Source organism: Gammaproteobacteria bacterium (assembly GCA_029862005.1).
In the GTDB taxonomy this organism is placed as follows: Bacteria; Pseudomonadota; Gammaproteobacteria.
On sequence record JAOTYD010000005.1, the window covers coordinates 118,771 to 141,230 of the forward strand.

Annotated in this window: 24 protein-coding genes; 17 read left to right on the forward strand and 7 right to left on the reverse strand. The window is 54.0% G+C overall.

All coding sequences use genetic code 11. The annotated features are described in order from the left end of the window. Positions 1-3: 3 nt before the first annotated feature. Both OES20_05485 and OES20_05490 read right to left on the reverse strand, forming a co-directional pair. Positions 4-1,335, reverse strand: a complete 1,332-nt coding sequence (locus OES20_05485) for an alginate export family protein (protein MDH3634140.1) — start codon at positions 1,333-1,335, stop codon at positions 4-6. A gap of 255 nt (positions 1,336-1,590) precedes the next feature. Beyond that, the gene (locus OES20_05490) at positions 1,591-1,836 is read right to left on the reverse strand and encodes a hypothetical protein (GenBank protein MDH3634141.1); all 246 of its coding nucleotides are present in this window, start codon (positions 1,834-1,836) and stop codon (positions 1,591-1,593) included. Between the two features lie 37 nt (positions 1,837-1,873). Between OES20_05490 and OES20_05495 the strand changes: the two genes are divergently transcribed. Further along, positions 1,874-2,803 carry a DMT family transporter gene (locus tag OES20_05495; protein MDH3634142.1) on the forward strand — a complete coding sequence of 310 codons (930 nt, stop codon included), beginning with the start codon at positions 1,874-1,876 and terminating at the stop codon, positions 2,801-2,803. On the opposite strand, the gene OES20_05500 is transcribed toward OES20_05495, so the two are convergent. The 4 genes from OES20_05500 to OES20_05515 all read right to left on the reverse strand — a co-directional run bounded on the left by OES20_05500 (position 2,800) and on the right by OES20_05515 (position 6,097). Then, positions 2,800-3,315, reverse strand: coding sequence for a cysteine dioxygenase family protein (locus tag OES20_05500; GenBank protein ID MDH3634143.1), 516 nt, complete (start codon positions 3,313-3,315; stop codon positions 2,800-2,802). The genes OES20_05495 and OES20_05500 overlap by 4 nt on opposite strands. A gap of 1 nt (position 3,316) precedes the next feature. After that, a complete protein-coding gene (locus OES20_05505) occupies positions 3,317-4,333 on the reverse strand; it encodes a D-2-hydroxyacid dehydrogenase (protein ID MDH3634144.1) in 1,017 nt (338 codons plus the stop codon). Then, positions 4,330-5,664: an aromatic ring-hydroxylating dioxygenase subunit alpha gene (locus tag OES20_05510; GenBank protein MDH3634145.1), complete on the reverse strand. Its 1,335-nt coding sequence runs from the start codon at positions 5,662-5,664 to the stop codon at positions 4,330-4,332. Before OES20_05510 ends, OES20_05505 begins: the two co-directional genes overlap by 4 nt. 169 nt (positions 5,665-5,833) lie before the next feature. Then, positions 5,834-6,097, reverse strand: a complete 264-nt coding sequence (locus OES20_05515; GenBank protein ID MDH3634146.1) for a hypothetical protein — start codon at positions 6,095-6,097, stop codon at positions 5,834-5,836. Positions 6,098-6,389: 292 nt separating this feature from the next. Here OES20_05515 and OES20_05520 point away from each other — a divergent pair, with 292 nt between their 5' ends. The 8 genes from OES20_05520 (at position 6,390) to OES20_05555 (ending at position 16,519) form a co-directional block, all read left to right on the forward strand. After that, positions 6,390-9,110, forward strand: a complete 2,721-nt coding sequence (locus OES20_05520) for a DUF2339 domain-containing protein (GenBank protein MDH3634147.1) — start codon at positions 6,390-6,392, stop codon at positions 9,108-9,110. Next, on the forward strand, positions 9,103-10,437 hold the full coding sequence (locus OES20_05525) for a DUF3999 domain-containing protein (GenBank protein ID MDH3634148.1): 1,335 nt from the start codon (positions 9,103-9,105) through the stop codon (positions 10,435-10,437). Before OES20_05520 ends, OES20_05525 begins: the two co-directional genes overlap by 8 nt. A 28-nt stretch (positions 10,438-10,465) precedes the next feature. Then, on the forward strand, positions 10,466-11,434 hold the full coding sequence (locus OES20_05530; GenBank protein ID MDH3634149.1) for a D-glycerate dehydrogenase: 969 nt from the start codon (positions 10,466-10,468) through the stop codon (positions 11,432-11,434). A gap of 316 nt (positions 11,435-11,750) precedes the next feature. Continuing rightward, the gene (locus tag OES20_05535; GenBank protein MDH3634150.1) at positions 11,751-12,869 is read left to right on the forward strand and encodes a TRAP transporter substrate-binding protein; all 1,119 of its coding nucleotides are present in this window, start codon (positions 11,751-11,753) and stop codon (positions 12,867-12,869) included. A 97-nt stretch (positions 12,870-12,966) separates the two neighbouring features. Next, complete coding sequence (locus OES20_05540) at positions 12,967-13,560, forward strand: TRAP transporter small permease subunit (GenBank protein MDH3634151.1); 594 nt, start codon at positions 12,967-12,969, stop codon at positions 13,558-13,560. Further along, a complete protein-coding gene (locus OES20_05545; protein ID MDH3634152.1) occupies positions 13,553-14,905 on the forward strand; it encodes a TRAP transporter large permease subunit in 1,353 nt (450 codons plus the stop codon). The genes OES20_05540 and OES20_05545 overlap by 8 nt, the downstream gene beginning before the upstream one ends. 21 nt (positions 14,906-14,926) lie before the next feature. Next, on the forward strand, positions 14,927-16,282 hold the full coding sequence (locus tag OES20_05550) for an amidase (protein ID MDH3634153.1): 1,356 nt from the start codon (positions 14,927-14,929) through the stop codon (positions 16,280-16,282). A gap of 39 nt (positions 16,283-16,321) precedes the next feature. Continuing rightward, the gene (locus OES20_05555) at positions 16,322-16,519 is read left to right on the forward strand and encodes a hypothetical protein (protein MDH3634154.1); all 198 of its coding nucleotides are present in this window, start codon (positions 16,322-16,324) and stop codon (positions 16,517-16,519) included. A 57-nt stretch (positions 16,520-16,576) separates the two neighbouring features. Here OES20_05555 and OES20_05560 read toward each other — a convergent pair whose 3' ends face one another. Further along, a complete protein-coding gene (locus OES20_05560; GenBank protein ID MDH3634155.1) occupies positions 16,577-17,746 on the reverse strand; it encodes an aromatic ring-hydroxylating dioxygenase subunit alpha in 1,170 nt (389 codons plus the stop codon). A 124-nt stretch (positions 17,747-17,870) separates the two neighbouring features. On the opposite strand from OES20_05560, the gene OES20_05565 reads away from it, so the two are divergent. The 8 genes from OES20_05565 to OES20_05600 all read left to right on the forward strand — a co-directional run bounded on the left by OES20_05565 (position 17,871) and on the right by OES20_05600 (position 22,460). Beyond that, complete coding sequence (locus OES20_05565; protein MDH3634156.1) at positions 17,871-18,239, forward strand: cupin domain-containing protein; 369 nt, start codon at positions 17,871-17,873, stop codon at positions 18,237-18,239. 92 nt (positions 18,240-18,331) lie between these two features. After that, a complete protein-coding gene (locus tag OES20_05570; protein MDH3634157.1) occupies positions 18,332-18,736 on the forward strand; it encodes a hypothetical protein in 405 nt (134 codons plus the stop codon). A gap of 38 nt (positions 18,737-18,774) precedes the next feature. Next, a complete protein-coding gene (locus OES20_05575) occupies positions 18,775-19,554 on the forward strand; it encodes a class I SAM-dependent methyltransferase (protein MDH3634158.1) in 780 nt (259 codons plus the stop codon). A gap of 10 nt (positions 19,555-19,564) precedes the next feature. Continuing rightward, the gene (locus OES20_05580; GenBank protein ID MDH3634159.1) at positions 19,565-19,990 is read left to right on the forward strand and encodes a GFA family protein; all 426 of its coding nucleotides are present in this window, start codon (positions 19,565-19,567) and stop codon (positions 19,988-19,990) included. A gap of 11 nt (positions 19,991-20,001) precedes the next feature. Then, a complete protein-coding gene (locus OES20_05585; protein MDH3634160.1) occupies positions 20,002-20,448 on the forward strand; it encodes a YaiI/YqxD family protein in 447 nt (148 codons plus the stop codon). After that, on the forward strand, positions 20,448-21,512 hold the full coding sequence (locus OES20_05590) for a nitronate monooxygenase (protein ID MDH3634161.1): 1,065 nt from the start codon (positions 20,448-20,450) through the stop codon (positions 21,510-21,512). The genes OES20_05585 and OES20_05590 overlap by 1 nt, the downstream gene beginning before the upstream one ends. A gap of 62 nt (positions 21,513-21,574) precedes the next feature. Continuing rightward, positions 21,575-21,769, forward strand: a complete 195-nt coding sequence (locus OES20_05595) for a hypothetical protein (GenBank protein MDH3634162.1) — start codon at positions 21,575-21,577, stop codon at positions 21,767-21,769. Between the two features lie 106 nt (positions 21,770-21,875). Next, positions 21,876-22,460: a LysE family translocator gene (locus OES20_05600; protein ID MDH3634163.1), complete on the forward strand. Its 585-nt coding sequence runs from the start codon at positions 21,876-21,878 to the stop codon at positions 22,458-22,460.

The following is a 22,460-nucleotide window of genomic DNA, read 5'->3' on the forward strand; positions in this document are numbered from 1 at the left end:
GCCTTAGAATTCGTACTCGAGCTCGATCTTCCAGAATTGACTGGTTTCGCCATCGTAATTACGGCCGGGCTCAATATTATACGCTTTGCCCGCCTTAAATTCTGCCACGACTAGCCGCAGCTCCATACCGTCGAAAGCTTCCACCGTGAGTACCAGGTCGATTTCCTCGCCGATATCCTTGCTGGTGCCGTTAAGCTCAAAGTCGATAGCGGCATCTCTTAGCTCGTCGATGACGCGGTCTTGCGCGTACTCGAAAGCCAGTAACCCGATCTCAACATTCTCGTTGATCTCATATTCGACCCCGATGGTTTCGACAACCAGGTTGCCGAGTTCCGGCTGGAACAATTCGCCGAACACTTCGGAGTCACCTTGCAGTCCATTTTGTCTGTATTCACGCTCGCCCTCTGCCCGGCCGAGGATAAAAGACCAGTCATCCGCCTGTGCGGGTGACCAGTTGATCAGAAAGCCGCGCGCGGATCCCCTGACTCGACTTTTCAAGGGATCACCGTCGACATCGGAAGTCCCGCCGGGCATCGCTTCGAATTCGTAAACGGTTTCGTCACCGCTAACCCTGGCGTAATGTAACTCGACTTCAAGCTCACCCATCGTGTCGTCTTCGAACTCACCCAGATAACTGATTCCGGTCCAGGTCAGATCTGCATCCTCTTCATCTTCCTTATCCGTATCGATGGTTTCGCCGTCGATGAATGACGAGGAGTCGTCCTGTTGGTCCAGGTAATAAAAATGCAATGACTGATTATCGGCAATTTCCCAACCCAGGCTTGCGAGAATACGTTGAATTCCATCGGTCTCGGGGTCGATAAAATCCTGGTCGGTGTTTTCACGTGATTGTTCTTCAGCCAGGCCGATCAAGGCTTCGAAATTACCATAACTGGATTCCAGCTTGACGGCGTCGAGCTCTTCATCCCACCATAACCACCATTCACCGATACCGAGGAATTCAACCCGACCAATACTGAAATCCGAAGCGATTTCATCCCCGAATTCCACCCCGATTCCGATTTGCTTGCGTTCGAATCCAGAAATATCCTCTTCTTCCAGACCGGCAGGTTCGATGGTTTCGACTTCATCTTTCAGACTACCGGCGAAAAATGCGTACCAATGATCATCGATTTGATACAGGAGATCGAACTCGAATTCATACTCCTCGATTTCGAGCCGCTTTTCCGTAGGCTCGTCGCCAAGGGTCAAGTCATCCAGTTCGGATAATTCAGCACTGATCAGAAATTCGTATTCGAGCGGAAACCCTTCTTCGGCGCTCACTACAGAGCAAACCCAGATACTGGTAAAAATGATTAAAATAAGTTTTCGCATGGATCGATCCTCAGTTTTTCTTCAGATTGGCGGGCTAGCATCGTCCCTGAAGCTTGAGACTCGTGTGGACAGGTTTCGGCTTGCTGCTGGATTAATCCAGAATCAATAAAATTATAGCGGAGGAAGAATACAAAACCTGCGAAAAGCATAACAAACGAAAAAGTCTATTAGCAACTGCTATCTGCCTTGCCTTTGGCCGAATGATTCGCGGACCAGGGCACCGGGCATTATTGCCCATTTACCGGCAAGTAATGCCTAGTCGTCTATCCCAACCTTCACGATTTCGCCGTCAAGGCTAATGATGGCTTCGAGTTTCTGGCCTTCATGTTTGAAGTCGACCTCGTAGATTTTTTTGCCTTTGTAGGTCTCCTTTTCGATTTCGGTGATCTTCGCGCCAGGGTAGGCGGCTTCGATAATTTCCTTGACGTCCTTTTTACCAATCGCGGACGCTGGTCCGCATAACATCACCAGGCCAATGGCAATATAGAAGGCTTTATTCATATTTGTCGATTCCCTCTGCAACATTTAAGCTACGCCGATGTTACACGAATCAACCGAAGCTGCCACGCATTCGATCGATAGCCGGCACGGCTACGCGATGTTGCTGATGGTGATCGGTTCGATCGCGATCAGCTTCGGTGGCCTGGTGCAGCGTAACATTGAAGTAGCCGACCCCTGGCAAATCAATGTCTATCGGTCCCTGGGCATGCTCCTCGCGATTGCGCTAATTATCGCCATTCAAAACAAAGGCCGGATTATTCATACCCTGCGTGGGATTGGGCGCTTCGGCCTCCTCGCGGGAATCCTGCTTATGGTTGCCGGAATTTGCTTCATCCAGGCGTTGACCCACACCACGGTTGCGAACGCATTGTTCGTGCTCGGTGCAATACCCTTCTTTGCGGCTTTGCTGGCGCGCATATTTCTCGGCGAAAAACTGCGCAACGCAACCCTGGTGACGATGCTGTTTGCCGGCTGCGGGCTTGTTCTGATGATACTCAATGGCATCAGTGTCGGTTCGGGCTTCGGTAACCTGATGGCCCTGGTGACGGCGCTCAGTTTCGCCAGCTACGCGGTGGTGGTGCGATACCGGCGCAAGATTGAAATGTTGCCCACGCTACTGATCTCGTCGCTACTCATTATTATCATTTCATTGACGGTTAGCGGTGGCGACATGGATATTCCACTAAACGATATTTTGCTATCGCTATTCTGGGGCGGCTGCCTGTCGGGTTTCGTCAACTGGATGTTCATCTTCGCGTCGCGTCATCTCGCCGCCGCCGAAGTCACGCTTATCATGCTGCTCGAATTCGCGCTCGGGCCGATCTGGGTATGGCTGTTTGTCAACGAGGTTCCGACGCGCTGGACACTGATCGGTGGTGCGGTTGTCATTACCGCGGTGGCGGTGCGGGCCATCCTCGAGTTAATGCATAAATCGCGCCCCGAGCAAACCCCGAGCCAACCGGTCTAGGCGCTCAGACTGGCTACCATCGGATCGGAAAACACGGTGATTTCACCGGTCTCACGATCGTATAGGTTGATGTTGTCGAGGTAAGGCGAATAGATGTGCAGGGTGACGAGGTTGCCGTCACCGTTATTGCGAATTTCGTGAATGTCGTCGTCGAACGAACCACAGACTTCGCCGGCCCGCATCGTCGTCACCGATTTCTCGACCAATCGACTGTTCTCCCTGGCGAAACTGGTTTCCGTCGCGACACCCTCGATCACGCGCACCCCGCAGGAGGCGCCCTTATGATCATGAATCGGACTCGCCTGCCCCGGCTTCCAGCACAGCACCAGCGCATAAAATTGCGGCCCGTACGCCAGCAGGTTACGGCTGTAGCGCTCGTCTGAAAAATGAATATGATCCGCCAGCAGTTCAGCCGAAATAGAATCGTCTTGCAGGCGGTCTGTCAATTCATCCAGCGAAATCTGCTGCTCAAATGAACGCAGCCAGCCAGTCAATTCTTCGATATCGCGCATATCAATATCCCAGTTCCGGGCGCACCACGTTCAACAGTTCATCTCCTGCCAGGTAGCGCTGCAAATTTTTGAAAAACAACTCCAGCGTAATCGGTACGTAATTGTCGCCATCATCGGCCGATACGTGCGGCGTGACAACAAAATTCGGCGCAGACCACAGAGGAGAATCATGCGGCAATGGTTCTTCATCAAAAACATCGATGACAGCGCCCGATAAATCACCACTGGCCAGTAAATTAGCGAGTGCTTCGTAATCGAAGGTCGAACCTCGACCCACGTTGACAATACCGGCACCCGCTTTTAGTGATTGCAAGCGTTGCCGATCAAACAGGCCACGGGTCTCCGGCGTGGACGGCAGGGATACGAATATATAGTCCATCCGCGGTAATACCGCGTCCAGCTGATCCATTGCAACCATTTCATGCACGTGGGGATGAGGCTGGCCATGGCGACTGACACCGATAATATGCACTGGCATCTTGTCGAGCTGCTGGGCAGCACCACCACCGATACTGCCAACACCGATCAGGCCTACGGTCTTGCCCTCGATCGGCGTCGAAAACAGGGAATTCCAGGTCGCAGTGCGCTGGTTACTCAGGATCGCCGGCATTTTATTGTGCAGCATTAAAACCGCCATCAGGGCGTATTCACCAGCCTTGTCGGCATGCGCGCCCTTGTTATTGGTAATCGTTACACCTTCGGGGACCCAGTCCATCGGGCACAGGTGCTCGACCCCGGCACCGATGCAGTGAATCCATTTTAACCGTGGCGCGACTTCGGCAAGATTCTCAGTGGGCAAATCCCAGGTCAGCAATATCTCGGTGTCACGCATCGAATCGGCCCAGTGGTCGGTATCCCAGTCGACAAAAACCTCGAGTTGCGTCGCAAGCTCGGGGTAGCGCTGGGCAACCTGCTGATACCTGTCCATCGAGATCGTAAACACCGGTTCGCTTTCGGGTGTAGATGGAAAGGTATCCGGACCCGCATGATTGTTCTTGATATGCAGCTTGATGGTCATTCGCGGTATCCGGATTCAAGTGTTTTGAGTGCGTCGATGACGCTTTCAACCCGTGCTTCGCCAGTCAACGACTCGGCATCAAACTGGAAACGCATGACCTGCTCACCGATCGCGTTCAAGCGACTGCTATCATCATTCGCGTCCTCGTCTATATTCAGCACCGTATCACCACCATAGGTCGGCACCGGACTGGGCCAGAAATCAGTGACATGGCCAGGTTCGATGCCGCTTTCCAGGTCGCGACAAAGCTTACGCAGTTTCTTGCGGTACTGGATAATGCCCTTGTCACTCGACACCAGGTGTTCCATTTTCTGGTCGGCAATACGGCCCATACCCTCGACAGCCTCGGCATCACCGGGAAATCGTTGTCTCTGATCATAGCTGCGATCCATGCGTTCTCCCTGTTCAATCAGCTCCGGACCTTCGGGCGTATTGTATTCCTCCGGATCGGCCCGATCGCCAAAGATCGCCCATGCAAACGCGGTGCTGTTTTCATCATCGATCGGCACCACCCAGCGTGAAAAAGCAGTTCGACCATAATAGATTGGCCGAGTGCCGTCGGCTGAAAACGCCGCACCCGCTTGCGTGAAGTTGGGCAGCATCAACTCGTTGACCCGAACCCAGACATGATCGTTGACCCGGCGCACATTGGCGCCGAGGAAGGTCATTTCGCGCTCGTAAAACAATAGTTCGCCAAGTTCGCCCATGCCCTCAGAAAATTGCGGCCGACTCATGCGGGAATGCAGAAAACTGGTGTGGATCGGATCGAGAATCGCATCCAGTACTTGCAGCCAGTTGCAGCGGTAGTCGGCACGATAAGGTACCAGGGTCTGGCCTTCGATTTCGAAGGTATCGTAAAGCGGAAACTCCGGCATGCGCTCGATCGGTCCCAGGTAGGCAAACACCAGCCCCCGGTATTCCCTGACCGGGTAGGCACCGAGCCGTGTCTGCTGCTTGACCAGGTCGGATATTTTTTCCGGTTGCCCGGGTATCTCGATAATGCTGCCATCGATATCGAACAACCAGCCGTGGTAACAACACCGGATGCCTTCGTCCTCACAGATCCCGAACTCCATCGATGCCCGTCGATGCGGACATTGCCTGTGAACCAGGCCGTAGCGCCCGGTCTTATCGCGGAATAAAACCAGTTCCTCGCCGAGTAGTTTAATCAGGCGCGGAACCTCCTCGACTTCGCGGGTTAACGCAACCGGTTGCCAGTAGCGGCGCAAGTATTCGCCACAAGCACTACCCTTCGATGTCCTGACCAGGATTTCGTCGCTTTTACCATGCTGAATCTCGGTGTAACCCCGGTAGTCAAGCTTGTCAGACAATGTTTTGCATTTCCTCGTGCCGAGGCGAAAAAACTTACCCCATGCTTAAGCATGGCGCAACTACAGTTTGGATCTACCGCGCACCGTGGACCGTGGGCAAAGAAAATAGATTTGTCGAAAATGCGGTGCTCGCGACTACGCGTGTTTGTGGCGAGTATATTTACCGGACCTAGTTCCCGTCGACTATTCCAATGCTTTGTTTGACTTCGTCGGTCAGCCGCTGGCGACTCTCCTCCGAGGCAAAAAACCATGTCAGGATCCATCCGATCATAACCAGGACCACTAGAATCTTAAGGAAGGCTGCGACTTTCTGATTGGCCTTGAGCGCTGCAACACGGGCGCGATTGGCGGTGTAGGTACGGTAAAAAAATCCAATGACCTTGAAAAAGGGGCCATAAAGGAAGTCAAACCACTTGGCGTAGGATTTTTGCACATTTACAACCCGGGCTTGCGTGCAGCGATATTGCGAAACGGTATCTTACCTGCGATATGGCTTCATTGATAGAAAAGCCCGATAGCTCTTAATACGGTACCTTTGGTATTGAATTTCAATACATTCAATGAAAGGTATTGCCATAGGGCCTTCGACAGCTATGCTTGTAACGATTTATGCGGTTTATCTTTGTGGGCTTTTAATGATCAGTGACTTGCTTTCGTCAATACTGAGTTAGTGCCCGAATCCCTGGCTGTATAGTTGTGTAAACCTACTATAATCAGAAACTTATATGGACTTCTTCTCATTAATTATCCCTTCAGTCGTGCTGTTGTGGGTCGGACTGCCGGTCGCGGTAATCGTGCTGTTATGGATCACACGCAGCAAGACAAACCGCTTACAGCAGCAGATAGACGCCTTGCGTCATCAGGTTGCAGACCTGCAGATACAAACCGCACAAGGCCCCGAAGCCCATAGCGAAACAGTCGACGAACCGGCCGCAGACGAAAAAGTCGAAATCGAAGAACGGCTCGAGCCTGAAACGACCCAGGTCCCACCGGAAATCGAAGTTCCGCAAGAACCCCTACCTGCAGCAGCCGCAGCCATGGCACCCGCTGCTGCCAGCCCGGCGCACGATACGGGTACACGTGCCAGGAATCCGGTCGATCAATTCGAAGACTTTTTGCGGCGCATCGGTAACGCGGTGGCTTCCTATTTCACCGACGGCAACATTTTCGTACGCATCGGCATCCTGGTGTTATTTTTCGGTGTCGCCTTTTTGCTCAAGTACGCGGCCGAGAATTCGCGCATTCCACTCGAGTTTCGCTTCATGGGCGCCGCCTTCGGCGGGCTGGTGTTGCTGTTGCTTGGTTGGCGCCTGCGCCTAAGCAAAACCATTTACGCCCTGTTACTGCAGGGTGGTGGCATCGGCGTCATTTATATCACGATATTTGCCGCATTTCGACTTGCCGACCTGCTGCCGCCGGCGCTCACCTTCGCGTTACTGGTCTTCTTTTCGGCTTTCGCGGTTGCGCTGGCAATCCTGCAGGACTCGAAGGCGCTTGCAATTTACGCCGTGCTGGGTGGTTTCCTGGCACCATTCCTGGCGTCGACCGGTAGTGGAAACTACATCGGCCTGTTCAGTTATTACAGCGTTCTGAATGCGGCGGTGTTCGCAGTCGCGTGGTTTCGTGCCTGGCGTTCCCTTAACCTGCTGGGCTTTATTTTCACCTTCGGGGTGTTTGTCCTGTGGGTGGCATTCGACTACCGCACCGAACACTTGCTGCCGACCAGCGCGTTCCTGCTGCTGTTTTTCCTGATGTACAGCCTGATCGGCGTGCTCTACGCGCTGCGCCAGCCCGAGCACATGACCGGACTGGTCGACGGCACGCTCGTTTTCGGAACACCGGTAATCGTGTCCGGGCTGATGATGGTAATGCTGCGCGAATACGACTACGGTATCGCCGGGGCGTCGGCAGGCATGGGCTTTTACTATATTCTGCTGGCGCGTTACGCGTGGCGACACGTTGGTGAGGACTTTCGCATGCTGGCCGAAGCGATGCTCGCGATCGGCGTTGTTTTCGCAACCCTCGCAATCCCTTACGCACTCGACGGACACTGGAGCAGTGCAGCCTGGGCGCTGGAAGCCGCGGGTATTTTATGGGTATCGATTCGCCAGAACCGATTTTATGCGCAATGTTTCGCCATCGCACTGCAGGTCGGGTCCGGTATCTTGTTTTTTCTGCGCAACATTGACGACGTCGGCAACATGGCCTGGTTCAATCCGGCTTTTCTCGGAGGTATTTTCATCGCGCTCGGTGCATTTATATCCGCGCGTATGCTCTACCTTCAAGCACCCGGTTTTAAGCTGCGTCTGTTGCACATTCCGTTTTACATCTGGGCGATGGCCTGGTGGCTGATCAGCGCGCTGGTTCAGATCGACGAATATGCTCACCATGAGGTCAGCGCCTGGCTGCTATTGTTTGGCGCAACCGCGGCGTTACTGGTCTACCTTGACCGCCTGCGGGAGTGGAACTGGAGGCCGGCTGCAATCAATGCTGCGTTGTTGCTGCCCGTGTTACTCCTGATCGCACTCTATTCCCTGTTTGACAACGGACGCATCCTGACCACGCCGGACCTTTATTTCTGGATTGCGGTACTGGCGACGAACTACTGGATCATTGAAAAACTCGAAACCGTGGCCTGGCCTTCGTGGGTGAACATTGCTGCACATACCGGTCTCATTGTATTTACGTCGCTGATTCTGTCAGTGGAACTGGTCTGGTTGTTTGAAAACAGATTAGATGTCCCTGGCCAGGGATACTACGCCGTGTTTGCGGTGGTGCCGTTAATCGCTATGCGCGTTGCGCAAACTGAAATATTTCCCGCGATCAAACGCCTGGGTGTGACCCTGCAGCTGAGCATGATAGGCACACTGTCAGGTTTGCTGCTGCTGTGGAACCTCATCATCAACCTGACTAATAGCGGCGATCCAGCACCACTGCCCTATGTTCCGTTTATTAATCCGGTCGATCTCACGCACATTGTTTTCTTCGTGCTGGTTTTGGGCAGTTTGAAGCTGGTCAAGCCTCCGATGAAACTGCAGCGCGATCACATTGTAATCATCCTCGCTGGTTTGTGTTTCATCTGGCTGACTGCGGTATTGATCCGCAGCATGCATCACTATCTCGATATTCGCTTCGATCTGTCGGCGATGTCGGTTGATACCCGGGTGCAGTCCGCGATTTCAATCCTGTGGACCCTGATCGGTATGGGCGCTATGCTATTTGCGTCACGTCGCCAGTTGCGACCCTTGTGGATTGTCGGTGCCGGGTTAGTCGGTGCCGTGTTGATAAAAATGTTTTTCGTCGACTTTGGCGCCAGCGGCACGGTCGAACGTATCGTGTCATTTCTCGTGGTCGGCAGCCTGCTGGTGGCAACGGGATACTTTTCTCCGATTCCACATAGAACTTCGGAGCCTGACCGGGAATACAAAGAGTCTTCGCATGCGTAAATTACTTTACCCGTTGATCATACTGCTGTGGATTGGGTCGGCGCAGTCGCAGGCCATTCCTGAGGACTATGCCTACAAGGCACGACTTGGCGAATCCGAACAGACATTACAACGAGTCGAGTTACCGATTGATGTCATTCTCGCAGTGACGCGTTCCGATTTAGCCGACCTGGCTGTTTTTAATTTCCGCGACGAACCGATACCGCACGCGCTTACACACAGGCCTAAAACCGTTATCGAACACAGGCCCGAACTTCCATTTCATGAATTCGACCGCTACCTGCAGCAGAATTCAAAAACGGTCACCACGCGTCAGCAAAACCAGCAGGAAAATTCATTGTCTGAACTCGAGACTACGGAAACGGTCGCGGTGCAGTCGGTGCGCAAGGATTACCTGATTGAACTATCGGTCGACGGCGAGATTCCCAGGTTCGATCGCATCGAATTGACCTGGAACCACGAGCCCGCCGGCCAGCTGCTCGAAGTCAGGGTCGAGGCCGGCAACGAACTCGATAAACTGCGCGTTATCAAGTCCCGCAAGAGCCTGACCAACCAGGAATCCAAAGACCTCGACTGGCGCAGCATCAAGGGCATCCCCCGTAATAAAAAGTACCTGCGTCTGACCCCGGTAAACGAGGTCACCAGCTTCGAGCTGCAAAGCGTACGCGGGCATTACCGGGAAATCGAGGAAGCACCAGCGTTGACTTATCCAATAGAGCCTGGTGTGACCGAGGAAGACACGGGCCGATTTTACACCTTCGAATTTCCCTCGGTTGTCCGGGCGCAGGCGATGCGAATTGCGCCAACCGATGCCAACCGGGTTATCAAGGGTGATCTTTATGGGATCTGGGGTAAGAACGAGTCCAGGCAACCTATCCGAAGCGGCTACCGTCAGCACAATCTTCGCGCTGACGACGTCAAGCCCAGCAAACCGATCGGTCTGCCTAGCCGCGGCTATAAAAGTATCTGGTTTACCACCCAGGCAGATCTAATCGAAGCACCCCGGGTTGAGCTGATTTACCCCAAATACGAAGTGATATTCCTCGGTGATGACAATGGACCCTATACGCTTGCCTGGGGAAACCATGAAATCAAGGGCCCAACCACCGATTTGACTGGAATCCTCAAGGGCAGCCTGAAACAGGCACAGCATCAGAGCACGCTGGTGACCATTGACGCCATTCAGGAATCCGGTGGATCCTCACGCCTGGCGCCGCAGCCCGCTCTGCCGTGGAAAAAATGGCTACTCTGGACACTGCTGATCCTGGCCGCTATTGTTACCGGACGCATGGCGCTCAAACTTTATCATGAAATGATCTACGCCTAGTCAACCACGTCGCCGCGAGGAAATCAGTATGCGGGATAAACCAGTCGTTCTGGTAACGCGCAAATTACCCGATGCAGTCGAGCAAAAACTGGCGCAAAGCTTTACCACTATCCTGAATCCCGAAGACAGGCTTTTTGGCACCGAAGAATTACTGCAGGTGGCTGAAAACGCGGACGCCATTCTGCCCTGTCATACCGAAAAATTTAGCGCTGAAACCATCGCGCGATTGCCCGCACGGATAAAAGCGATCGCCAACTTTTCGGTCGGTGTCGACCACGTCGACCTCGAAGCCGCGAAGCAAAAACAGATCATCGTCACTAATACGCCCGATGTGCTCTCAGATGCCACCGCCGAAATCGCGATATTACTGATGCTGGGCGCTGCGCGGCGCGCCAGTGAGGGTGAACGCCTGGTGCGCTCCCAACAATGGAAAGACTGGAGCCCGGCTTTCATGGTGGGACGCCAGGTGACCGGTAAGCGTCTTGGCATCCTGGGCCTGGGTCGGGTTGGCCAGGTAGTGGCCCGACGCGGGCGCGGTTTTGACATGACGATCCACTATCACAATCGTAATCCGCTGGACTCGGACCAGGCTGATGATTCGATCTACCATGATAGCGTCGAAGCGCTGTTGACGAATATCGATGTATTGTCGATTCACTGCCCGGCGTCGGAGGCTACCCGTGGATTAATGAACCGCGAACGAATCGCATTAATGCATCGCGACGCTATTCTTGTGAACACCTCGCGTGGTGGGGTTATAGACGATGATGCCCTGGTTGCAGCATTGCAGTCGGGTGTGATTGCAGCCGCGGGGCTCGATGTCTTCAACGGCGAGCCCGATTCGATTCACCCCGGCTACCGGGAGCTCGACAACGTATTCCTGCTGCCGCATATTGGCAGCGCCACCCATGAAACCCGCGACGCAATGGGCTTCAGGGCAATCGACAACTTGATCGCAATATTTAACGGCGACGAGCCCGGCGACCGCGTGGCCTAGTCGCTATTCAGCAACGCTTGAAGAAAACAGTGATCCACCGAGTAAATAACGCTGTAAATCGAGCGTTGCTAACAATATACTCTAACCGCACAATAGATCTGCCCTGCGAGACGACAGCGGAGAGCAATCCTGAACAGGATAATCTGGTATACAATATACAGATATGCTTTAATCCCTTTTCAGTCACTCGCATAGCAACAATAACAGGCACTGGTGATTCGAAATATTGTTCTTCAGAACATGACCCTATGCGTAATCGACTCAATAATAACAATCGCCAGTTACAATTATTTCTAAAAAAATGAGGACACCAGCTATGACCGATAAAACGACATCTCGTCGCAAATTTTTAACCACCGGCGCCGCAACCATTGCAGGCGGAGCAGCGGCAGCTGCATTTCCCAATATTTCAGTTGGGCAAAGTCCCACAGTACTGAAAGTACAGGCTGCCTGGGGCGGCGGTATCTTTCTTGAGTTCGCCCAGGACTACGTTAAACGGGTCAACGAAATGTCGGGTGGTTCGCTAAAGATCGACTTACTCGGCGTGGGTGCGGTTGTCAAAACCGCCGAAATGCAGACCGCGGTTCACAAGGGCGTGCTCGATGGTGCGCACCTGGTAACTGCATACTGGTATTCAAAAAGCCCGGTTGCCTCACTGTTCGGCACCGGCCCCTGTTTCGGCTGGTCAGCTAACGAACTGATGGGCTGGATTCAGCACGGCGGCGGCAAAGACCTGTATTATGAACTAATGCATGACAAGCTGAGACTCGACCTGGTCGGTTTCTTCTCCGGCCCAATGCCAGCGCAACCACTGGGCTGGTTCAAGGAACACATCACCAAGAGCAGCCAGATGAAAGGCCTTAAGTATCGTACCGTGGGCCTCGCGGCTGACGTGCTGCAGGAAATGGGCATGTCGGTAGTGCAACTGCCCGGTGGTGAAATTCAGCCGGCGATGAAGAGTGGCCTGATCGATGCGGCCGAGTTCAACAACCCGACCTCCGACAAGGACTTCGGCATGCAGGATGTTTCCAAGCATTATCACCTGGGTAGTTTCCACCAGTCGCAGGAATGTTTTGAAATAATCTTCAACCAGACACGTTTCAAGAAGCTCGCCAAGGAACACCAGGCGATTCTGGAATACGCTTCCGAGGCGGCATCAGCGGATATGGCCTGGAAAGCGATGGAACGTTACTCGCAGGACCTGGTAGTGCTGAAAGAGAAGCACGGTGTCAACGTTTACAAGACTCCTGATGCGGTTATGGATGACCAGCTCAAAGCCTGGGATATTATCGTCAAGAAATTCAATAAGTCCGATCCGTTCTTCAAGAAGGTCATCGACTCGCAAATGGCCTGGGCGAAGCGGCACGGAGCCTACGCATTGAATAATTCGCCTAACTACCGGGGTGCCTACGAGCATTACTTTGGCAAGCTGTAACAGTCAGTAGAGCTAGTCAGCAGGGCGGTATTTTTAGTACCGCCCTCGCTTTTTCTGTATCAATCTTGATCAATTGACACTTTGGTGGCATGCAATGATGACTCGCATTCTTCACTTCATCGATAGCCTCAGCACGTGGACCGGGAAGGCTTTCGCGTGGTGCATCGTGATCCTGACCTTCTCCACCTGCTACGAAGTGTTCATGCGCTACGTCCTCAATGCACCAACTGTTTGGGCTTTCGATATGAGTGTACAAATGTACGGAGCGCTATTCATGATGGCCGGCGCCTACGCGCTGTCGCAGGACGCGCACGTGCGCGGTGACGTCGTCTATCGACTGTTGAAAATAAAAACACAGGCCAAGATCGACCTGGTGCTTTACATCCTGTTCCTGATGCCCGGTGCCCTGGCTTTGATTTACTACGGTTACGGTTTTGCTGCCGATTCGTGGTTTTACAAGGAGGTCAGCTGGAGCAGTCCATCGCGGATTCAAATCTATTTCTTCAAAACCCTGATACCCGTTTCCGGCACGCTGGTGTTACTGCAGGGTATTGCCGAGGCCGTGCGCTGCGTCATCTGCATCAAAACCGGGGCCTGGCCGCCACGCTTGCACGATGTGCAGGAAACCGAAACCATGCTGATGAATGAACAGGAAGATTTGCGCAAACTGGAGGAAGAAGGGCATGTCTGATCCAGTTGTCGCGGTTTTTATGCTCGGCCTGTTCATCTTCATGGTAATGCTGGGTTTTCCGATCGCTTTCACGCTGATCGCAATGGGCCTCGGCTTTGGCTACTACGCTTACTACGATGCCGAGCGCATGCAGACCATTTTCGACAACCGGATCTTCGATTTATTCGTACAGAATACCTTTTCGGTCATGTCCAACGACGTACTGGTGGCCGTCCCACTCTTCTTATTCATGGGCTACGTGGTCGAACGGGCCAACATAGTCAATCGCCTGTTTTTCAGTATTCAGCTGGCCGCGCGTCACTTACCTGGATCCATGGCGGTTGCGGCGCTGTTTACCTGCGCCATATTCGCAACCGCTTCAGGTATCATCGGCGCGGTCGTTACACTGATGGGTATGCTCGCGTTTCCGGCAATGTTGAAGGCAAACTACGACGAGAGTTTCGCCGCCGGTGTCATTTGTGCCGGGGGCTGCCTCGGTATCCTGATACCGCCGTCGATCATGCTGATCGTCTACTCGGCGATCGCGGAAATATCGCCGCTACGCCTCTATGCCGCGGCCATGTTTCCCGGCCTGCTGCTGGCCGGACTGTACATGGTCTACGTGGTTGGGAGAGCTACCTTAAACCCGGGCCTGGCGCCAAAGCCGAAAGAGGAGGAGGTTCCGTCCTTCGGCAGGATTGCCTGGGAACTAATCACCTCGTTTGTTCCCCTGGCGCTGTTGATCATGAGTGTGCTCGGCGCCATTTTGATGGGTTTGGCTACACCGGCAGAGGCTGCGGGTGTGGGTGCATTCGGTGGACTCTTCCTGGCGGTTTGCTATCGCGCGCTCAGCTGGGAACGCTTAAAGCAGGCGGTTTACTTGACCGCGAAAACCTCGGCTATGGTGTGCTGGCTATTCGTGGGTTCATGGACCTTCGCCTCGGTGTTCTCCTACCTCGGTGGTCACGAGTTGATCAACGAATGGGTACTCTCCCTGGATCTGGGAACGGTTGGATTCCTGATACTCGCGCAATCTATTATCTTTCTGCTCGGGTGGCCTCTGGAGTGGACCGAAATTATCATTATTTTCGTGCCGATCTTCCTGCCGATGCTGGAAACCTTCAATGTTGAACCGTTGTTTTTCGGTATTCTCGTGGCGCTCAACCTGCAAACCTCTTTCCTGACGCCACCGATGGCGATGGCAGCCTATTATCTGAAAGGCGTGGCACCGCCACATATTCAGTTGCTGGATATATTCCGCGGCATTATGCCGTACCTCGTGATCATCATTTTCTCGATGATACTGCTGTATAATTTCCCCGGAATCGCGCTGTGGCTGCCGGTCTACCTGTTTGGACCGGGATAGTCGGCGAACCAGGCTCTCGGTATGGATAAATTCGACCCGACCGTGGCAAACCTGCTCAGCGCCAGCGATGCGCGCGCAGCGATTGAAAGCGGGCTGCTAAGTTCACAGGAGTTGGTGGCAGCGTGCCTGGCGCGCATCGACGAACTCGAAGATTCGATCGGGGCCTGGGCGCACCTCGACCGAGACAAGGCGATGACGCGGGCACGCGAGGCCGACGAGTTTCGTCGTCTCGGACTGGAACTGGGACCACTTCACGGGCTGCCAATCGGAATCAAGGACATTATCGATACCGCCGACTACCCCACCGAGCGTGGCACGGTACTGCATCGAGGACGCCAACCAACGCAGGACGCGACCCTGGTGTCGCTGCTGAAAGAGGCCGGTGCCATCATACTCGGTAAAACCGTATCGACCGAAATGGCCGTTTACTCGCCCGGTAAAACCCGTAATCCACACAATCCCGATCATACCCCGGGTGGCTCATCGAGCGGCTCCGCGGCGGCGGTTTCAGCGGCCATGATCGCACTCTCTGTCGGCACCCAGACCAACGGATCGGTCATCCGACCGGCTTCCTACTGCGGCGTTTATGGTTTCAAGCCCAGTTTTGGGCGCATTTCGCGCCACGGCGTGCTGACGCAATCGCCGCCACTGGATACGGTTGGCGTGTTTGCGCGCAGCCTCGAAGACCTGGCATTAATCGCCGATGTATTGATGCGCTTCGATGGACAGGATCCCGCGATGGCCCCGATCGCCCCGCCCCGCATCGGCAAGGTCCTGGACCAGCAGGTCCCGGCAGATCAGCACTTCGCATTCGTACGCAGCCCGGTATGGGAACAGGTCGAGCAGGTAACCAAGGATGGCTTGCGCGAAATGATCGACGCGGTTAATGAACGCCAGGAAAAGACGATCGACATTCTCGACCTGCCCACCCCTTTCGCCGAATTACACGAGGATCATCGCAAGGTGATGGAAGCTGACCTGGCGCGCAATTTTGCCGATGAATATGAACGTGGCAAAGCGGAATTGAGCAAGGTACTGCGCGAAATGATCGAGCGTGGGCAACAGGTTAGCGCGGGCGACTACGACAATACGCTTGCCAAAATGCAGGATTACGATGCTTTTCTCGACGAGATTTTCGACGAATACGACGCCATCCTGACACCCGCCACTCCGGGCCCGGCCCCGGCCGGCCTTGATGCCACCGGCAGCCCGGTGATGAATACGATCTGGACATTCTGCGGCACACCCGCAATTAATGTTCCTTTACTGCAAAGCCCTGAAGGTTTGCCGATCGGTGTCCAGGTGGTTGGCGCGAAAGACGACGACGCACGTCTGTTTCGCAGCACGCGCTGGTTGCTGGATGTACTGAACAACTAATTTTCCCTATACTGCTGCGACTTACAGAGAGAAAACGACATGGACAACATCATTACCGGAGCAATCGGCGTCGCCATGTTCCTCGCTTTTACGCTCGGCCTGGCCGAATCGATTGGCACGATCCCGTTTGCGGTTATCGTGGTCTCGGTCTGTCTGATGCTGGTAACCGATTACTTCCAATCCGCAAAGGAAGGCCTCAAGGAAGAACGCCAGACGAAATCTAATCCACCGCGGTAAGTCTTAAGTAGTCCGAATCGAGGTCGTCTTCCCGCCGACACGTTGCCCGGGCAAACCCTAGCTCGGATTGAAACACTTTAACAACTGTTGTGCATACCAGTAGGCGAACTTGCCGACACTGGGCTCGAGCGCGCTAAACCTGCCCTGGCGTGCAAACTTCGAATTCAAGCCAACCTGCTGTTGTTCTAGAAACGGCAGGTCCTCATCAAGCGCGGCGTCGATGCGTTGGTAATAATGCACGGCGCGCTCGCTGAAATCGTCGAGCGCCACTGACTCGGCGGGAAAGCAGATGGTTTGAATGACCCGGCAGCAATCGGCTGAAACCGGAAACGCCTGGTAAATCCACATCGAGTCCTGTGACAATGCAAAAGTTAAATTGGGATAAATCCAGGTATAGCGCGTGCCTTTGGCTTCTCGACCCTTCAGCCCACGAGCGTTTGGTAATGCGTACTGCTGCGAATCTTCCATTAACGCAGCCGCCCCTTCGGTAGTGCCAAACTGGGTCGTGTACTGACCTTTTACGGTATCAACCGAGTCCGGCTCCGGGTAAAGCCAGTTAATCGAATCGGGATGCACCATCGGCAGGTGGTAGTACTCGTTAAACACCTCGATAAAGGTTTTCCAGTTACACTGCACCTCGAATTCCCGTATCCGCGTCATCTTCCAGTGACCAACCCCCCAGGACTGATGAAATTCGCCAAAATTTCCCAGCCATTCAACAATCGAAGCGGGGTGATCCTCGAAGCTGATAAAAGCAAATCCCTGTTCGACCGCTACCGTAAATTCGACCAGACCGAATTCGCCGGGATCGAAATCGACCGCGGTTTCCATACGAGGATAGACCTTGAGCCGCCCGTCGAGGTCATAGGTCCACCAGTGGAACGGGCACTTTATTTTCTTACAGTTGCCGTCACCATTCAGCATCTGGCTGCCACGATGCCGGCATGAATTGGCAAACGCTTTCAAAGCGCCCGACTGGTTACGCAGCACAATGAGCGGGACACCGCCAATATCCATGGCCGAGTAATCGCCCGCATTAGGCCAGCGATCGGCGCGCCCCAGGCCAATCCAGCCATGATGAAAAACAGCATCCTGTTCCAGCGCCAGTAGTCCTGCATCGGCGTAACAGGCAGGCGGAATTCCGAGCGAATGATTTTCGTCGGGCAATACTGCAGACAGTTGCTTCAGCAATGCTTCCCGGGAAACCAGGTTCGGCTCTACCGTCATCAAGATCCACTCGATTATTCGACCGCGCGAGTATCTCGATAAAATCAACGTGGCGCAAATGCTATGTATTGCCTAACAGCAGGGTCAATCAGTATGCTGTGCCAAAGGATCGATGGAGGTGCATATGCAGCCGGAAGTAAAGAAAGCTGATCAGGCTATCGAGTTCGAAACGGACGAACACTGCCATATTGCAGAGGTAGCCAATGATCCGGGGGACGAATTGGTTTCCATTGCACGCGCCCGGGTCGAACCGGGTGTGACCACGGCCTGGCACAAGCTAGATAACATATCGGAACGCTATATAATCGTTTCCGGACAAGGGTTGGTTGAAATAGGCGACCTGGAACCCATTGAAGTGCTCCAGGGGGACGTGGTGCGCATCCCGCCAGACATGCGGCAACGAATTACCAATACCGGTCATGGCGATCTTGTATTCTACGCGGTTTGCGCTCCGCCCTTTCGGCAAGACAATTATGTCGGCCTCGAGCAGTAAATTGACCGCTAAACAGGTAATTGAGGGAAATGATGGTACCGGTTGTGTAATAGATGGAATTCTGATGAAACTTAACGACATCCGGATCTGATATGGCCGTGCTCACCGATATCAGCTTGTGGGAGTTGATCAAGCATCTCAAGCAGTGGCTCACCAACCTTAACCGCGCCAGCAATGAACGCCAACGACAGTCCATCGAAGCATTACGCGCCGTCGTGATTGCTGCCAGGCATACGCAAGCCTATGTACGGCGCCTGGACGATACGGCCAGGCAAGATCATTCGCAGGAGGCAAAACTGTCGGAAATGTGGACCGAACTCGGATTCAGGCTGGATGACCTGGGATTGTCCAGACTCGCCAAGCGTTGTGATATCAAGGGCAGATACTGGGCTGATCCTGATCGATTCGACAAGGAGTTTCTGCACAAGGCCGACGTGGGGCTCGAACGCATGGAACAGTTAGCCCGGCAAATGCTGGTTCAATTTGAGCGTAATTAATTACCAGCCATGCTTCTTTGCAATGACAGGTTCTGACAATGATTGACTCAACCCGAAGATTTTCGGATCGCGTCGAAGCTTACATCAAGTTCCGACCCGGATATCCCCCGGCACTCGTCTCGACCCTGCTTGAGAAAACCGGGCTCGACGCAGATGCGGTTGTTGCCGATGTTGGTTCCGGTACCGGCATTTTTACCCGCCAATTACTCGACCAGGGTCTCCGGGTCAATGCGGTCGAACCCAATGCCAACATGCGCCGTGCAGCCGAAGCCCTGCTTTCAGAATATCCAAAGTTTATCAGCATCGATGCGCCGGCCGAACATACCGGCCTCGCGGATAATTCGATTGACCTGGTAACCGCTGCACAGGCATTTCACTGGTTTAACAACGAGGCGACGAAGGCAGAGCTCGAGCGTATTCTCAAACCCGGCGGTAAGCTTGCGCTCATCTGGAATAAACGAAAAATCAGCCAGCCGTTTCAGCAGGCATACCTCGGCATTCTCAACGAGTACGCACCCGAGTACGGTAAGGTTAATCACATGAACCTGAGTGAGGATGATATTGCCTATTATTTTGCCGACGCCAATATGGAATTACTGCATTTCGATAGTAACCAACGACTTGATTTTGCCGGGCTGATGGGCCGGTTGAAATCGGCTTCCTACTGTCCCGCTGAAGATTCACCGCAATATATTCCGCTGGTGACCGAGCTGGTCGCACTGTTTGACCAGTACGCAGCCGACGGTGTCGTTGATTTCGAGTACGATACGCAACTCTACCTCGGCGCGGTCGATTCCACCGAGGATTGTAAGTCATGAGGATAAATTAATGCCGGGACCCTATCGAGGCAGCTGCCTGTGCACCACGGTTCGATTTGAGGTTGATGAATTCGAGCCGCGTACCGGTAACTGCCATTGCTCGATGTGCCGCAAGTTTCACGGTGCGGCCTACGCCACCATCGCCGAGGCACGGCAGGGCCACTTTCGCTGGACTACCGGGGAGGATTCACTCAAAGGATTTACCGCAGACAATGGCACCACGCGGTCCTTCTGCGCGAACTGCGGATCAAGCCTGACTTTTTTCAGTCCTGGCGCGGATCCTGATTTGGTGGAAATTGCACTCGGCTGCTTTGACGATGAAGTTCCGGTACGCCCCGATGCACACATCTATGTTGCATCCGGTGCAAAATGGGCGCTTCCCGAAGACGATCTGCCCCAATACGAAGCCGGGCGTGATAGCACCAGGATCAAATAGTTGAGGCCAGGATGAAAATCTGGGTCGACGCCGATGCCTGCCCGAATCCGATCAAGGAGATCCTGTTTCGCGCGGCTGAACGTACCGGCATCACACTAACCCTGATTGCAAATCACGAGATTCGGATCAAACCTTCGCGTCACATCAGTTTTCTCAGGGTAAAATCGGGATTTGACGTGGCTGACAATGAAATCGTCAAGCGGCTCACCGCCGGGGACCTGGTGATTACGAGTGATATTCCGCTGGCGGCGGAGATCATCGCACACCAGGGGCAGGCGTTGAGTCCACGCGGGGAACTGTTTACCAGCGACAATATCAAGGCCCGCCTGACGATGCGTGATCTGATGGAATCACTGCGTGCCTGCGGCGTCGAATCAGGCGGCCAGGCACCGTTGAACCATGGCGACCGCAAGGCTTTTGCCGATCAGCTGGATAAAATAATTACGCACCAGGACTGATCCCGGAAAATAGATCGATGGCTACAACAATACAGGCGTTGCTGAATCTTGAACTACCGATCATCCAGGCGCCGATGGCCGGGGTCCAGGGCAGCGCACTCGCAATCGCGGTATCAAATGCTGGCGGTCTTGGCTCCTTGCCATGCGCAATGCTGGGCCTCGACGAAATCAGAGCAGAAATTGAGACCATTACGTCTGGCTGCGATAAACCTTTTAACGTCAATTTCTTTTGTCATAGTCCGCCCACCGTGGACGAAGCGCGCGAAGCTCAATGGCGGGCAACCCTTGCGCCCTACTACCGGGAACACGGTATAGGGGTCGACGACATTCCTGCCGGCGTGCGCAGAGAACCCTTTAATGCAGAGATGCTTGAAGTTTTACAGGATTTCAATCCCGCGGTGGTGAGCTTTCATTTCGGATTGCCCGACCAGGACTTACTCGTCGGAGTCAGGGCCATGGGCGCTAAAATACTATGCAGCGCCACCACGATTGAAGAAGCCAGGTGGCTAGAATCGCAGGGCGTCGATGCGATTATCGCGCAAGGCGTCGAGGCGGGTGGGCACCGGGGCATGTTCATGAGCGACGATATTACCAGGCAGATAGGTACCTTTGCGTTATTACCGCAAATCGTTCAAGCGGTAAACCTGCCGGTAATCGCCGCGGGTGGTATCGCCGATGCAGCGGGCGTTGCCGCGGTCATAGGCCTGGGTGCCGCCGCGGTGCAGGTCGGTACGGCCTACCTGTTATGTGATGAAGCAACCACCAGCCCGGTGCATCGTGCCGCATTGAAAGATCCGGGATCGATGCATACGGCACTAACCAACCGGTTTACAGGGAGACCGGCACGTAGCATCGTCAATCGCGTCATGCGAGAACTCGGGCCAATCGGCGAAGTGCCGCCGTTTCCGTTAGCGGCGACCTCGATCGGTCCATTGCGCAGCGCCGCCGAGGCCAAGGGACTGGGTGACTTTTCGCCGCTATGGTCGGGGCAAAACGCAAGCGGATGTCTTGAAATACCGGCCGCCGAGTTGACCCGGATGCTTGCTGGCAATTTACCCGCATAGCAGCAGTAATCGATTACCTGAACTGGTAAACTCTGGCTTTCAAACATTTGGAGGACCAAACGATGGCAGTTTACAAATGTGAAGCCTGTGGCATGACCATCGGCACCATGACTTGCGGCAGCTGTGACAAGGAACTCGAACACGGCAGCATCACGGCCGATAGCGGTGATGAAATCCAGGTATCGAAATGCCCTGACGGCCACGGCATGATCAAATCCCCGATGTGCTGCGGCCAGGATATGACCCGCCTCGACTAAGGGTTAACCGGGGAACAGCCGGCCGCAGAACGTATCGCACAGGAGCATCAAGCTGGAATCAACACTCTCGCTGGCCAGTGTCAGCGCTTTGCTCGGAACGCTAATCGTGCTGGCAATTATTCCAAGTATCAGCGTACTTGCCGTCACAGCGCGCGCAGTGGCCTTTGGTTTCACCCATGGCATGTTTACCGCGCTCGGTATTGTCGTAGCCGATATCATTTTCATTCTGATCGCGGTTTATGGCCTGGCACTGCTGGCCGGGCTGATGGGCGAACAGTTCACGTGGATTAAAACCATCGGCGGAATTTACCTGATCTGGCTGGGTATTTCCTTATGCCGTGCGGATGCAAAAACGCGCAATACCGATGAGATCAAACAGTCATCGTGGGGATCGAGTTTTCTGGCCGGGTTTCTGATCACGCTGGGTGATCAAAAGGCAATCCTGTTTTATCTCGGCTTTTTCCCGGCCTTTATCGACCTTTCGCGTATGACCCCGGCCGATACACTGGCCATTATCGTTATTGCGGTGGTCGGCGTCGGCGGCGCTAAACTGGTCTATGCCTACCTGGCCGATCGTGCCAGCCAGGCTTTTAAAAACACACGCGCAGTGCTTGCAATTAATACTCTCGCAGCCAGCGTGATGATTGTTGTCGGCCTTACCCTGCTGCTGAAAACACAGGCCTGGATATGA

Bases quoted from the DNA above. Each gene is read 5' to 3' on its own strand.
- OES20_05485 (MDH3634140.1), bottom strand. From the start codon at position 1,335: ATGCGAAAACTTATTTTAATCATTTTTACCAGTATCTGGGTTTGCTCT.
- OES20_05490 (MDH3634141.1), bottom strand. From the start codon at position 1,836: ATGAATAAAGCCTTCTATATTGCCATTGGCCTGGTGATGTTATGCGGA.
- OES20_05495 (MDH3634142.1), top strand. From the start codon at position 1,874: ATGTTACACGAATCAACCGAAGCTGCCACGCATTCGATCGATAGCCGG.
- OES20_05500 (MDH3634143.1), bottom strand. From the start codon at position 3,315: ATGCGCGATATCGAAGAATTGACTGGCTGGCTGCGTTCATTTGAGCAG.
- OES20_05505 (MDH3634144.1), bottom strand. From the start codon at position 4,333: ATGACCATCAAGCTGCATATCAAGAACAATCATGCGGGTCCGGATACC.
- OES20_05520 (MDH3634147.1), top strand. From the start codon at position 6,390: ATGGACTTCTTCTCATTAATTATCCCTTCAGTCGTGCTGTTGTGGGTC.
- OES20_05525 (MDH3634148.1), top strand. From the start codon at position 9,103: ATGCGTAAATTACTTTACCCGTTGATCATACTGCTGTGGATTGGGTCG.
- OES20_05530 (MDH3634149.1), top strand. From the start codon at position 10,466: ATGCGGGATAAACCAGTCGTTCTGGTAACGCGCAAATTACCCGATGCA.
- OES20_05535 (MDH3634150.1), top strand. From the start codon at position 11,751: ATGACCGATAAAACGACATCTCGTCGCAAATTTTTAACCACCGGCGCC.
- OES20_05540 (MDH3634151.1), top strand. From the start codon at position 12,967: ATGACTCGCATTCTTCACTTCATCGATAGCCTCAGCACGTGGACCGGG.
- OES20_05545 (MDH3634152.1), top strand. From the start codon at position 13,553: ATGTCTGATCCAGTTGTCGCGGTTTTTATGCTCGGCCTGTTCATCTTC.
- OES20_05550 (MDH3634153.1), top strand. From the start codon at position 14,927: ATGGATAAATTCGACCCGACCGTGGCAAACCTGCTCAGCGCCAGCGAT.
- OES20_05555 (MDH3634154.1), top strand. From the start codon at position 16,322: ATGGACAACATCATTACCGGAGCAATCGGCGTCGCCATGTTCCTCGCT.
- OES20_05560 (MDH3634155.1), bottom strand. From the start codon at position 17,746: ATGACGGTAGAGCCGAACCTGGTTTCCCGGGAAGCATTGCTGAAGCAA.
- OES20_05565 (MDH3634156.1), top strand. From the start codon at position 17,871: ATGCAGCCGGAAGTAAAGAAAGCTGATCAGGCTATCGAGTTCGAAACG.
- OES20_05570 (MDH3634157.1), top strand. From the start codon at position 18,332: ATGGCCGTGCTCACCGATATCAGCTTGTGGGAGTTGATCAAGCATCTC.
- OES20_05575 (MDH3634158.1), top strand. From the start codon at position 18,775: ATGATTGACTCAACCCGAAGATTTTCGGATCGCGTCGAAGCTTACATC.
- OES20_05580 (MDH3634159.1), top strand. From the start codon at position 19,565: ATGCCGGGACCCTATCGAGGCAGCTGCCTGTGCACCACGGTTCGATTT.
- OES20_05585 (MDH3634160.1), top strand. From the start codon at position 20,002: ATGAAAATCTGGGTCGACGCCGATGCCTGCCCGAATCCGATCAAGGAG.
- OES20_05595 (MDH3634162.1), top strand. From the start codon at position 21,575: ATGGCAGTTTACAAATGTGAAGCCTGTGGCATGACCATCGGCACCATG.